The sequence below is a fragment of the Erwinia sp. S43 genome (genome assembly GCF_016624745.1).
GTDB lineage: Bacteria > Pseudomonadota > Gammaproteobacteria > Enterobacterales > Enterobacteriaceae > Erwinia > Erwinia coffeiphila.
In genome coordinates this window covers 1-12,235 of the sequence record NZ_JACVTX010000032.1, presented here as the reverse complement: position 1 = coordinate 12,235, position 12,235 = coordinate 1, and the positions used below count along the sequence as shown (strand labels likewise).

The following is a 12,235-nucleotide window of genomic DNA, read 5'->3' as shown; positions in this document are numbered from 1 at the left end:
GCTATTTTTGTGAGTGTAACCGTATACACTGATGTGCTGTGTCGCCATATTTCTTCTTAACTGACGGGATTTTTTTATGTTTTATCAGGCAGATGAACAGCGTTATCAAAATATGACCTACCACCGTTGCGGCCGTAGCGGCCTGAAGCTTCCGGCGATTTCGCTGGGGCTATGGCATAATTTTGGCGACAGTACCCGGGTTGACGTCAGTCGTGACCTGCTGCGCCACGCCTTTGATAACGGTATCACCCATTTCGACCTGGCCAACAACTACGGCCCACCGCCGGGATCGGCCGAAGAGCATTTTGGCCGTATCCTGCGGGAAGATTTTCGTCCGTGGCGCGATGAGCTGATTATTTCCAGTAAGGCTGGATACACCATGTGGCCCGGCCCCTACGGCGACTGGGGTTCACGTAAGTATCTGATTTCCAGCCTCGACCAGAGCCTGAAGCGTATGGATCTCGAATACGTCGATATCTTCTACCACCACCGCCCGGACCCGGAAACCCCGCTGGAAGAGACGATGACCGCCCTCGACCATCTGGTACGTCAGGGGAAAGCGCTGTACGTCGGGCTGTCTAACTATCCGGCGGCACTGGCGGCCGAAGCCATCGCCATACTGAAAGATTTGGGTACCCCCAGCCTTATCCATCAACCGAAATATTCCATGTTCGAACGCGCGCCGGAAGCGGGCCTGCTGGACGTGCTGTCCGGGCAGGGCGTTGGCAGCATTGCCTTCTCACCGCTGGCCGGAGGCATGCTGACCGATCGCTATCTGAACGGTATTCCTGAGGATTCACGTGCCGCCAGCGGCAGCCGCTTCCTTAGCGAAGACCAGCTGACCGCCGAGAAGATGGAGAAGGTTCGCCAGCTGAATTCGCTGGCGCAGCAGCGCGGGCAGAAACTGTCACAGATGGCGCTGGCCTGGGTGCTGCGCGGCGACCGCGTGACCTCAGTGCTGATCGGTGCCAGTAAAACCAGCCAGATTGACGATGCGCTGGGAATGCTGGATAACCGCAGTTTTAGCGCAGAAGAGCTGGCACAGATCGATGCGATTCTTGGCTGATTAGCGGGCTGGCGGGCTGGCGGGCTGCGCAGGTTTAACTTATCCCACCGCGATCGCCAGCAAAATATCGTTTCAGGTTACGATCAGGAACTGCCGCCCGTTTCCCGCCGCTTCAGGTTAAAACACGGCCTGAAGCGCGGGTTTTCAGACAGTACGGCGTGTCGCCAATTTTACTGTGCTGACTCATTCATCTTCCAACCAGCCATTTTCTACCCCATCAAGCCTGCAGAGCAGACACGTGACCGTTCGGTTTTCTACTCTTGCCCCAGATAATTCCCAAATCCGCATCTTCTACTGCATTTCAGACTCCGCCAGTCGTCACGCACTGAGCCCGCCCCTATTCTGCTGATACGGTGGAGAAGTCGGGCCGCTGATAAGGAGATAATATGAAACGCTTATTGTTGATTGCCGCTTTAGTGGCATGTTTATCACCGCTGGCTCTGCACACAGCACAGGCAGACAGCGCAAGAATTACTCTGGCTCCGGGTATTACCTTGCATTTGGGCGACCGTGACGATCGGGGCCGCTACTGGGACGGCGGGCGCTGGCGTGATGACCGCTGGTGGCGCAATAACTATCGCTACGATGAAGGGCGCTGGTGGCGACACGAGCAGTGGCGACGCCATGAAGAGATGCGCCGCCATCATCAGTGGGAGAAAGAGCGGCGCTGGCGGGAACATGAACGCCGCCGCGAATGGCGGGAACACGATCGCGATCGCCGCCATCATCACTAATGTCCTGAAAAGAAGCTAAAAAAAGGGCAATCCGCAAAGGGTTGCCCTTTTTAACATCGAAAAGAAATTACAGGCCGGTCGCCATCGACACCAGCAGATAGCCGTTCAGCACCACCACTATCACCACGATCAGCCGGCCAATGTTCCGCATCACACGCGAGTTCACCATATCGCCCATCAGTTCGCGGTTGCCGGTAAACGCCAGCAGCGGCACCAGCGCCAGCGCAATACCAAAACTCAGCACCACCTGGCTCATCACCAGAATACGGGTCGGGTCCCAGCCCGCAATGATGACGATAAATGACGGCACCATGGTAATAACGCGACGTACCAGCAGCGGGATATGGAAGTGGATAAAGCCCTGCATCACTACCTGCCCGGCCATGGTGCCGACGACCGTTGATGACAGACCGGCAGCCAGCAGGCTCAGACCAAACACCACAGCCGCTGCTTTACCCAGCAGAGGATCGAGGGTGAGATAGGCCTCATCCAGATCGGCAATACCGCTGTGGCCGCTGAAGTGAAACGCGGCAGCGGCAGTAGCCATCATCGCCAGGTTAACAAATCCGGCGATGGTCATCGCCACGGCCACATCCAGCTTGGTGGAACTGTAGCGCTCGCTGCGCGTGCCGCCATCACTCTTTTGGGTCAGCGAAGAGTGAAGGTAGATCACGTGCGGCATAATGGTCGCGCCCAGCACCCCGGCGGCCAGCAGTACCGCGTCAGCGGTTGGCAGCGATGGCACCGCCATGCCCTGCAATAAATCCACCACTTTCGGCTGGGAGAAAAACAGCTCGATCACGTAGGCGGCGGCGACAAACAGCAGCAGGCCGCCAATCACCAGTTCAAGCGGCTTTTGACCTCGGTTTTGCAGCATCAGAATCAGGAAGGTGGCCACCCCGGTGAGCATGGCACCCTGCAGCAGGCTAACGCCAAATACCAGCTTAAAGCCGATCGCCGCACCGATAAACTCAGCAAGATCGGTGGCCATCGCGATGATTTCTGCCTGCACCCAGTAGAACCAGACCGCCGGGCGGGGGAAGCGATCGCGAATATGCTCACACAGGTTTTTGCCGGTGGCGATGCCCAGCTTGGCCGACATCAGCTGAATCACCATCGCCATAATGTTGGCCCAGACCACCACCCACAGCAATTTGTAGCCGTAGGAGGCACCTGCCTGAATATTGGTGGCGAAGTTGCCGGGATCGATATAGCCGATCGCCGCGATGAAGGCAGGCCCCATCAAGGCAAACTTAATTTTCCGGTTACTGCGGACGCTCTGCTGCGCAGTGCGACTTTCCAGCATAGTGGTGACCCCTGATCTGCGGCTGATACGCTACTCTGGCGTATATGATAATGATTATTAAACGCGTTTGTAATGATTCTAGTTATCGCTGTGATAGCCATCGCTATGAAATATAGCACTGGCTATACTTTGGGTTACAGTACGTCAAAGCTAAAATTTGAGCAACCCCTTTCAATGTAGGGCATTCGGAATTCACTTACCAGATACAGGGTGTTTTTTTCATCGCCTTTTCACCGCGATTACGCTAAGTACTATGAAGTAAACGATCCAGGCAGGGGAAATTTCGGCGAGTGAAGAGAAAAACCTGTGACGGCTCATGCTTTTCTGCAAAAAGCTGTAATAGCTAATTGTTATATTGTGGATTAAGTCTCGTTTTTCCAAACCTTGTTACATAGAATGTGCAACGAAATATAACTGCCCTCAAATTATTGGAGCAAACATGTCCCGCATTCTGCACTTTGCACTGGCACTGGCGGTGGTTGCGCTGTTGGCCTTACTGGTCAGCCGCGACCGAAAAAATATCCGCGTCCGCTTCGTTATCCAGCTTTTGGTGATCGAAGTTCTGTTGGCCTGGTTCTTCCTGAACTCAGAAGTCGGTCTTGGCTTCGTTAAAGGCTTCTCGGATCTGTTCGAAAAACTGCTGAAGTACGCAGCGGAAGGTACTAACTTTGTCTTCGGTAATATGAGCGACAAAGGCCTGGCCTTCTTCTGGCTTAACGTTCTGTGCCCAATCGTCTTTATCTCTGCGCTGATCGGTATTCTGCAGCATTTCCGTATCCTGCCAATCATCATCCGTGCCATCGGTACGGTGCTATCGAAGATCAACGGCATGGGTAAACTGGAATCCTTTAACGCGGTAAGTTCGCTGATTTTGGGACAGTCAGAAAACTTTATCGCCTATAAAGATATTCTCGGAAAAATGTCCGAACGCCGTATGTACACCATGTCAGCAACCGCGATGTCGACCGTTTCTATGTCGATTGTGGGTGCCTACATGACCATGCTACAGCCTAAATACGTTGTCGCTGCGCTGATCCTGAATATGTTCAGTACCTTTATTGTGCTGTCGTTAATCAACCCTTACCGCGTTGAGAACGAAGAAGACCTGAAGCTAAATAATACGCACAAAGGTCAGAGTTTCTTTGAAATGCTGGGTGAATACATTCTTGCCGGTTTCAAAGTTGCGGTTATCGTAGCCGCAATGCTGATTGGCTTTATCGCGCTGATCTCCGGTATTAATGCCCTGTTTGATACCATTTTCGGCATCAGCTTCCAGGGTATTCTCGGCTACGTGTTCTTCCCGTTTGCCTGGGTGATGGGCGTTCCTGCCGGTGAAGCGCTGCAGGTTGGCAGCATCATGGCAACTAAACTGGTGTCTAACGAGTTTGTTGCAATGATGGATCTGCAGAAGATTGCCTCCCAGCTGTCACCGCGTGCGGAAGGTATCCTGTCGGTGTTCCTGGTCTCCTTCGCTAACTTCTCTTCGATCGGTATTGTTGCCGGTGCGATTAAAGGCCTGAATGAAGAACAGGGTAACGTCGTCTCCCGCTTCGGCCTGAAGCTGCTGTACGGCTCAACGCTGGTCAGCGTGCTGTCGGCTTCTATCGCCGGACTGGTGCTGTAACACGGATCGGGGCCTGATGGCCCCGATTTTCATTTGGTTAAACCGCCGTCTGATGCTGTCACTGCTTTTCCACCGTCACATCATCCTTACCCTGTCCGCTTTCCCCTGCCGCCCGTCATGACCCTATCCGCTTGTGGCGTTTGCCGTCTGTTATCACCTCATCTCAACCAACCGGATGACATTTCGCGCCCCCGATCGCCACGCGCTGCGCCACAACATTGCTGATTTGCTGGTTAACAACGAACAATTATTGATTTCACTCGCCTTTTAATCCGGCTTAGTGTGGCCCTCTGAATTGCCACCCTTCGACGTTTACTGCGGATTGTTGTTGATGAAGGCCAGTCGTTCAACGGCAGAGCGTTCATTTCCGACAGTAGCGACCTCTTTCACTGACTGTCTGGAACCCTCTTATGGCTGAAAATACTCTGTTAACCCGCGACTACCATCAACTGCGCCTGGCGCTGCAAAACCATCAGGAAGTTGCGCTGGTTGATGTGCGGGAAGAAGTCCAGTTTGCCAGCGGACATCCGCTGTTTGCGGTGAATATCTCTCTTTCCAAGCTGGACCTGGAGATCCTGAACCGCGTTCCCCGCCTGACCACACCGGTGACCGTTTACGATAACGGTGAAGGACTGGCACAGGAAGCTGCCGCCAGACTGCGCGAGATTGGCTATCTTGACGTTACGCTGCTGGCAGGAGGACTGTCCGGCTGGACCGAAGCGGGCGGAGAGCTGTTCAGCGACGTCAATGTCCCCAGCAAAGCGTTTGGCGAACTGGTTGAGAAACGGGCTAAAACACCGTCGCTGACCGCCGATGAGGTCAACGCCCTGCAGCGGGCAGGTAGCAGCGTGGTGCTGCTGGATGCCCGACGTTTTGACGAGTACCAGACGCAAAGCATCCCCGGCAGCATTAGCGTCCCCGGCGGGGAGCTGGTACTGCGTAGCCGGGATCTGGCTCCGTCGCCGGAAACCACCATTGTCGTCATCAGTGCCGATCGCACACGTAGCATCATTGGTACGCAGTCGTTGATTGACAGCGGGCTGCCCAACCCGGTTTACGCTCTGCGTGACGGCATCCTCGGCTGGACGCGGGCAGGACTGAAGCTGGAAGCGAATCAGACGCATCGTTACGGTGAGGCCAGTGACACGGCGCGTCTGCATGCGGCACGCCACGCGCGTACCCTGGCGGACAAAACCGGGGTCCAGCGTGCCACGCTGGACGATGTGAACGTCTGGCGGCAGCAGGATCGACACACGCTTTATCTGTTTGACGTGCGCGATGAGGCTGAATATCAGCAGGGGCATTTACCCGATTCACGTCACGTTCCCGGCGGGCAGCTGCTTCAGGAAACCGATCATTACGCCAGCGTTCGCGGCGCATGGATTGTGCTGGTCGATAGCGATGGCGTACGCGCCAATATCAGCGCGTCCTGGCTGGCACAGCTGGGCTGGCAGACGTTTGTGCTCGATGGTTTGAGCAAGGCGGATTTCAGCGCCACCGGCGGCTGGTCACCACGGGTTCCACCGCAGCCTGATCTGCCTGAAGTTGAACCCGCAGAGCTGTCGGCCCTGCTTGCCGGCGGCGATATTCAGGTACTGGATTTCACCACCAGCGCCAACTACGCCAATGCGCATATTCCAGGGGCAGCGTGGCTCCAGCGTTCGGTACTGACCACCGAAGGAGCCGCCGTGCTGCCGGATTCAGCACGCTATGTTGTAACCTGCGGCAGCAGCCTGCTGGCGCGCTATTCGATTCCGAAGCTGGAACAGCTGACCGGCAAACCGGTTCTGGCGCTGAAGGGGGGTAACACCGCATGGAAAGCCGCCGGTCTGCCGGTGGAAAGCGGAGAAACCCGGCTGCTGCTACCACGCGTCGATCGCTACCCGCGACCTTATGAAGGCAAAGATATCTCCCCGGCGGCTTTACAGGCCTATCTTGACTGGGAGCGTGGGCTGATCGCGCAGCTGGATCGTGATGGTACTCATGGGTTCCAGGTATTGAGATAAGGCTCTCAGGGGAGGCTCGCTGTGCTGCGCTGAAGGATATGGCAACGCAGATTAGTCGGGGCTAAAGCGATTGTGTTTCTCACCATAGCGCTAAAATAGTGAGTGATTAAGCGGGGGACCTGAAACGGGTTACCCCGTTTTTTTATGCGAGAAACCGCGTGGTCGTAAAAAATGAACGAAAAAAAATCCGCCGAAGCAGATTTATTTTTTAACAACGACCTGTTTGAGAATTTGGTGGAGATAAGCGGGATCGAACCGCTGACCTCTTGCATGCCATGCAAGCGCTCTCCCAGCTGAGCTATACCCCCAGTCCGAAAAACCGTGTCGTGTTGACGGCGGGGATAATATGAAACAGCGCGGTTGGTGTCAACGGCAAATTAACAATCTGAGATCGATCGCTGAAAAAGACGCCAAAGCGATGATAAAAGCGTTAATTTCCTGTTTTAGCATCCTCACTGCGCCGGACTCATTACGACAGGTTATTATCACCACGATCGGACTCCCCTCAGGAAACCCCTAAGATTTCCCCTGGTTCAGCCACTTATCTTTCGCTGTTAATTATTGGTAATTTTTATAAGTAAAGTTGCTTGTTTTTGTTAACTGAGCGTGCAAAACTTGCGCCCGAATTTGGATGCCGGGCCTTCTCTGCGCTGGATGCGCGCGTTTCAGCACGCGACGGAATCCGGCAGTTTATTATCACTATAAATCAGAGCCCCCATGTCTTTGCACACACCAAAAGAAATCGCTGCTCTTGCCGTTCAGGCTGGCGTGGTTAAAAGCCGTTCATCCGTCTCTTCGTTATTAATTCTGGGTTTCATGGCCGGTGCCTTTATCGCCTTCGGCTTCCTGCTCTATATCCACGTCATTAACCAGCTACCTGCCGACTGGGGTTCATTCGGCGTACTGCTTGGCGCTGCCGTCTTCCCGGTAGGGATTATTATGACCATTCTGGCCGGCGGTGAACTACTGACCGGAAATATGATGATGCTACCTGTTGCCTGGTTTGCCCGCAAAATTAGCGCATTAAGCCTGCTGCGTAACTGGTTCTGGGTCACTATCGGCAATTTCATCGGCAGCGTGGCGATTGCCTGGCTGTTTGGCCATATGATCGGCATGACCGAAGGTGATTACCTGAAGAAGACCGTAGCGATTGCCAGCGCGAAGGTTAATGCCGACTTTATGCACGCGTTTATTTCAGGTATTGGCTGCAACTGGCTGGTTTGCCTGGCAACCTGGCTGGCTTTTGCCAGTAAAGATGTGGTCGGTAAAATCTTCGGCATGTGGTTTCCGGTTATGGCCTTTGTGGCCATCGGCTTCCAGCACGTCGTAGCAAATATGTTTATCGTTCCTGCCGCAATTTTTGCCGGTTACCTGAGCTGGGCCGAATATCTGCCAAACTTTGTTGCCGTATTCCTCGGTAATACCGTTGGCGGCGCGGTGTTTGTAGGACTGGCATATTACATCGCCTACCGTCCTCGCACCGAAGAAGTGGCTGTTTCCCGCTAATTTATCCTCCCCCGCGCGCCCGCTGCGGGGGAAATTTCCTATTGTTCCACGTATTTTTCCTTTCATTTGACTAAAGGTTAGTAATTTGTATTAGTTGTTCAAGTGATGAATTGTTGTAATATGTTCAATTACTTTGTTCGGCTAAAAGGGATAGATAGTGAAAAAGGATTGGTTAACGCCGGAAGAACTGGCACAGCAAACAGGTTTCAGCAGACAAACCATCAATAAATGGGTTAAGAAAGAGGGTTGGACAACCGCCCCAAAACCCGGAGTTCAGGGTGGGAAAGCCAGGATGATTTTTATCGATGAACAGGTAAAATCATTCCTTAAATCAACGCGTCACGCAACTGAACCCACGGCGCATTATCGCGTTAACCAGAGTTCTCTTTCTGCTTTACTGGTTTCATCGCTGCAACAGCTGAGCACCGATGAACAGGAAAAGTTGACGGCATTACTGCTGCGTGAAGGGATTCAGGGGATACTGCAAAGGTTAGGAATTCGTAACGTTTAACCAACCCGTTCTGCGACCAAACCGCTTCATGTGATTCGGTTAATTAACGCAGTAACTGGAGTAATTAAAGGGCTCATGATTTTTCATGGGCCCTTTTTAATGGAGTGATTAGCGATAACCTGAATAGAAATACCACCTGGGCCACGCTTTACCTGATTTAGCCTGGCTGAGTGGCGGTGGAACTTTTCAACATCTTCCTGGCTAACGCGCGTGCCGATAAATGAGCGAATGATGAACGGCACTACCCGTGCGTGCGCCCTCCCCGACGGCAATAGCGACTGTCCCTGCCGCTAAAGATGCATCACCGCAGGCAAACACGCCGGAAACGCTGGTTTCACGCATGGCATCAACCTTGATAAACGGCCCCGTCGGCCCCTCCTCAAATTCGCATCCTAATGCAGCAGCTATCGGACTGGCCATGCGGGTTCGCGGCTGGGTAAAGACCCCCGCCAGTTTACACACCCGCCCGTCGGCGAGCGTTACGTTAATTTGCGTATCGCCCCCCATCGCGATCACGACCTCACGCTCCAGTAAGACACCGCGTGCTGCAAGCCCGGCAAGCTGCTCTGAATCAGGTTCGAATACCTGATTTAAAAAGAAGGTCGTTGGTCCCCAGTCGGGCAACATCATGGCATGATGAATAGCGCCGGGAGAAGCCGCCAGCACGCCGATTGGACCACCATTCAGCTCATAGCCATGGCAGTAGGGGCAGTGAAAAACCTGTTTTCCCCAGCGTTCCTGCAGCCCCGGAATGCCGGGAAGTTCATCCACCACGCCAGTCGCCAGAATCAGCCGCAGGCCATGAAAACTTCGCCTGTCCTGGGTGCTGACAATAAAACCACCCGCCTCTTTTTTCACCCCGATCGCTGACTGCGCAAGCCATTCAACGCTGGGATAGGCCATTAGCTGCCTGCGCGCTTCATCGGCAATCTGGCCCGGCTCGCGGCCATCCTGCCCTAGAAATCCATGGGAATGTCCGGCAAATCGATTACGGCGCAGGCCGGCATCAATCATCAGGATCTTACGGCGCGCACGTGCCAGCTGCAGACCCGCAGAAAGGCCAGCATAGCTGCCGCCAATAACGATCGCTTCAAAAGTCATAAGGTATCTCCTGTCTGGTTGACTCATCCGAATCAATATCGTCACAACATAAGTTACGTGATATCGCACTGTCAATCATCTCGTAACTTTTATTGTTTCATGTAATAATTCGTACAACTTTGCTCAGGATCGTACCGTTATGAGAAACGACACACGTCTGTCACGCATGCTTCACGTACTCATCCATATTGCACGCCATGAAACAGCCACCACTTCCGATACCATCGCGCAAATGCTGAATACCAACCCGGTAGTCGTACGGCGGACCATGGCCCTGCTACGGGAACAAGGATTTGTACGCTCAGAAAAAGGTCATCGTGGGGGATGGATGCTGGCTAAGCCGCTGGCGGAGATCACCCTGCTGGATATTCACCAGGCTTTGGGATCGTCAACGATCTTTGCCATTGGATTATCCACCGATCATGCGGAATGCCTGGTTGAACAGGCCGTTAACGCGGCGCTTAGCGAAGCGTTTGATGCCGCTCAGGCGCTCCTGCTTGAACGTCTGGGAAGCGTAACGCTGGAACAGCTGGCGGAGGATTTTGAGCAACGCTTTGCGGGAGCTGAAAAAAATGCCGACCATCTGAGTGGCCGGCATTGTTTGAAGGGCTAAGTTATCTGGATAAAATCAGGTACAGACTGAAATCAGCCTTCGCGGGTGGCGATGAACGCCAGCGCTTTCTCAATACGCGCAATGCTGCGTGATTTCCCAATAGCCTGTACGGTAACGTCCAGACCCGGCGACTGCCCGGCACCGGTTACCGCAACGCGCAGCGGCATACCCACTTTACCCATACCGACTTCCAGCTCGTCCGCGGTCGCCTGAATGGCGTGATGAACGTTTTCTGCCGTCCAGTCAGCAACGGCTGCCAGCTTATCGCGTACCACTTCCAGCGGCTGACGCGCCACCGGGCGCAGGTGTTTCTTCGCCGCATCGGCATCGAAATCATCGAAGTCTTCGTAGAAGTAACGGCAGGATGCCGCCATTTCCTTCAGGGTTTTGCAACGCTCGCCCAACAGGGTCACCAGCTGAGACAGCTGCGGCCCCGTGCGGGTATCAATGTTTTCCTGCTCAATGTGCCACTGCAGGTGAGTCGCCACATATTCCGGTGCCAGAGTGTTGATGTAGTGATGGTTCAGCCACTGCAGCTTCTCGGTGTTGAAGGCGCTGGCAGATTTGCTGACCGCATCCAGATCGAACAGCTTTTTCATCTCATCGACGGAGAAAATCTCCTGGTCACCATGTGACCAGCCCAGACGTACCAGATAGTTCAGCAGCGCCTCCGGCAGGTAGCCGTCATCGCGATACTGCATTACGCCGACCGCGCCGTGGCGTTTGGACAGCTTTTTGCCATCGTCGCCGAGGATCATCGAAACGTGGGCGTAAACCGGCACCTGAGCACCGATCGCTTTCAGAATGTTGATCTGACGCGGGGTGTTGTTGATATGGTCTTCACCACGAATTACGTGGGTAATGCCCATATCCCAGTCATCGATAACCACGCAGAAATTGTAGGTCGGCGAACCGTCGGTGCGGCGAATAATCAGATCGTCCAGTTCCTGATTGCTGAACTCAATCGGGCCGCGGATCTGGTCGTCAAAAATAACCGAACCTTCCTGCGGGTTGCGGAAGCGGACTACGCAAGGCTCATCGTCAGCGTGATGCTCATGGCTATCGCGGCAGCGGCCGTCATAACGCGGCTTCTCGCCGTTCGCCATCTGCTGCTCACGCAGCGCTTCCAGACGCTCTTTAGAGCAGTAACATTTGTACGCGGTGCCGGCTTCCAGCATTTGATCGATAACATCGTTATAGCGATCGAAACGCTTGGTCTGATAGTACGGGCCCTCATCCCAGTCGAGATTCAGCCAGTTCATACCATCCATAATGGCATCGATCGCCTGCTGGGTTGACCGCTCCAGATCGGTATCTTCGATGCGCAGCACAAACTCACCGCCGTGATTACGGGCAAACAGCCAGGAGTAAAGTGCAGTACGAGCGCCGCCAACGTGCAGATAGCCAGTTGGGCTGGGAGCGAAGCGGGTTTTGATTTTCATTAATGAATGCCTTATTACGCGGATGCTTTGGCCAGAGTCAGGGCAAATTATGCCAGTCTGATTTTCGTGGCAGATATTCTATCACTCGCAGACGAATCCTCAACGCCAATCCCCACTTCTGCCCCGGTCATCGCGGTGATTTTCTTCGGCAAGCCTCTGTTTTTGCCTGAAATCAGAACATCCTGACTATTTTTAAGGCGAACTCACATTTTACTCATAAAAAGCGTTGACTCATTTTCGCGGATCCCTATAATGCGACTCCACACAGCGGGGGTGATTAGCTCAGTTGGTAGAGCATCTCCTTTACACGGAGGGGGTCGGCGGTT

10 protein-coding genes and 1 tRNA gene are annotated in these 12,235 nt (G+C 54.0%); 7 read left to right on the top strand and 4 right to left on the bottom strand.

Annotated features, from left to right (window positions below; translation table 11 throughout):
* Positions 1-76 precede the first annotated feature (76 nt).
* The gene (gene mgrA, locus IBT47_RS23890) at positions 77-1,066 is read left to right on the top strand and encodes an L-glyceraldehyde 3-phosphate reductase (protein WP_200563492.1); all 990 of its coding nucleotides are present in this window, start codon (positions 77-79) and stop codon (positions 1,064-1,066) included.
* 386 nt (positions 1,067-1,452) lie between these two features.
* Positions 1,453-1,800 (top strand): DUF2502 domain-containing protein, encoded by a 348-nt coding sequence (locus tag IBT47_RS23885; RefSeq protein ID WP_200563489.1) that lies wholly within the window; start codon positions 1,453-1,455, stop codon positions 1,798-1,800.
* 67 nt (positions 1,801-1,867) lie between these two features.
* Here IBT47_RS23885 and IBT47_RS23880 read toward each other — a convergent pair whose 3' ends face one another.
* Complete coding sequence (locus tag IBT47_RS23880) at positions 1,868-3,106, bottom strand: Nramp family divalent metal transporter (RefSeq protein ID WP_200563487.1); 1,239 nt, start codon at positions 3,104-3,106, stop codon at positions 1,868-1,870.
* A 439-nt stretch (positions 3,107-3,545) separates the two neighbouring features.
* Between IBT47_RS23880 and IBT47_RS23875 the strand changes: the two genes are divergently transcribed.
* Positions 3,546-4,730 carry a NupC/NupG family nucleoside CNT transporter gene (locus tag IBT47_RS23875; protein WP_105593323.1) on the top strand — a complete coding sequence of 395 codons (1,185 nt, stop codon included), beginning with the start codon at positions 3,546-3,548 and terminating at the stop codon, positions 4,728-4,730.
* Between the two features lie 410 nt (positions 4,731-5,140).
* Positions 5,141-6,736: a rhodanese-like domain-containing protein gene (locus tag IBT47_RS23870; RefSeq protein ID WP_200563485.1), complete on the top strand. Its 1,596-nt coding sequence runs from the start codon at positions 5,141-5,143 to the stop codon at positions 6,734-6,736.
* Positions 6,737-6,968: 232 nt separating this feature from the next.
* Here IBT47_RS23870 and IBT47_RS23865 read toward each other — a convergent pair.
* Positions 6,969-7,044, bottom strand: a tRNA-Ala gene (locus IBT47_RS23865).
* A 409-nt stretch (positions 7,045-7,453) separates the two neighbouring features.
* Between IBT47_RS23865 and IBT47_RS23860 the strand changes: the two genes are divergently transcribed.
* Together IBT47_RS23860 and IBT47_RS23855 are read left to right on the top strand one after the other, a co-directional pair.
* On the top strand, positions 7,454-8,242 hold the full coding sequence (locus IBT47_RS23860) for a formate/nitrite transporter family protein (protein WP_200563483.1): 789 nt from the start codon (positions 7,454-7,456) through the stop codon (positions 8,240-8,242).
* A 157-nt stretch (positions 8,243-8,399) separates the two neighbouring features.
* Complete coding sequence (locus IBT47_RS23855) at positions 8,400-8,753, top strand: YfeC-like transcriptional regulator (protein WP_105593320.1); 354 nt, start codon at positions 8,400-8,402, stop codon at positions 8,751-8,753.
* 201 nt (positions 8,754-8,954) lie between these two features.
* On the opposite strand, the gene IBT47_RS23850 is transcribed toward IBT47_RS23855, so the two are convergent.
* Positions 8,955-9,854 carry an NAD(P)/FAD-dependent oxidoreductase gene (locus IBT47_RS23850; protein ID WP_200563481.1) on the bottom strand — a complete coding sequence of 300 codons (900 nt, stop codon included), beginning with the start codon at positions 9,852-9,854 and terminating at the stop codon, positions 8,955-8,957.
* A gap of 139 nt (positions 9,855-9,993) precedes the next feature.
* On the opposite strand from IBT47_RS23850, the gene IBT47_RS23845 reads away from it, so the two are divergent.
* Positions 9,994-10,467: an Rrf2 family transcriptional regulator gene (locus tag IBT47_RS23845; protein WP_105593318.1), complete on the top strand. Its 474-nt coding sequence runs from the start codon at positions 9,994-9,996 to the stop codon at positions 10,465-10,467.
* A 32-nt stretch (positions 10,468-10,499) separates the two neighbouring features.
* On the opposite strand, the gene gltX is transcribed toward IBT47_RS23845, so the two are convergent.
* On the bottom strand, positions 10,500-11,909 hold the full coding sequence (gltX, locus tag IBT47_RS23840; RefSeq protein ID WP_105593317.1) for a glutamate--tRNA ligase: 1,410 nt from the start codon (positions 11,907-11,909) through the stop codon (positions 10,500-10,502).
* Between the last annotated feature and the right edge of the window lie 326 nt (positions 11,910-12,235).

Bases quoted from the DNA above. Each gene is read 5' to 3' on its own strand.
- IBT47_RS23845 (WP_105593318.1), top strand. From the start codon at position 9,994: ATGAGAAACGACACACGTCTGTCACGCATGCTTCACGTACTCATCCAT.
- IBT47_RS23860 (WP_200563483.1), top strand. From the start codon at position 7,454: ATGTCTTTGCACACACCAAAAGAAATCGCTGCTCTTGCCGTTCAGGCT.
- IBT47_RS23875 (WP_105593323.1), top strand. From the start codon at position 3,546: ATGTCCCGCATTCTGCACTTTGCACTGGCACTGGCGGTGGTTGCGCTG.
- IBT47_RS23870 (WP_200563485.1), top strand. From the start codon at position 5,141: ATGGCTGAAAATACTCTGTTAACCCGCGACTACCATCAACTGCGCCTG.
- IBT47_RS23885 (WP_200563489.1), top strand. From the start codon at position 1,453: ATGAAACGCTTATTGTTGATTGCCGCTTTAGTGGCATGTTTATCACCG.
- IBT47_RS23850 (WP_200563481.1), bottom strand. From the start codon at position 9,854: ATGACTTTTGAAGCGATCGTTATTGGCGGCAGCTATGCTGGCCTTTCT.
- gltX (WP_105593317.1), bottom strand. From the start codon at position 11,909: ATGAAAATCAAAACCCGCTTCGCTCCCAGCCCAACTGGCTATCTGCAC.
- IBT47_RS23880 (WP_200563487.1), bottom strand. From the start codon at position 3,106: ATGCTGGAAAGTCGCACTGCGCAGCAGAGCGTCCGCAGTAACCGGAAA.
- mgrA (WP_200563492.1), top strand. From the start codon at position 77: ATGTTTTATCAGGCAGATGAACAGCGTTATCAAAATATGACCTACCAC.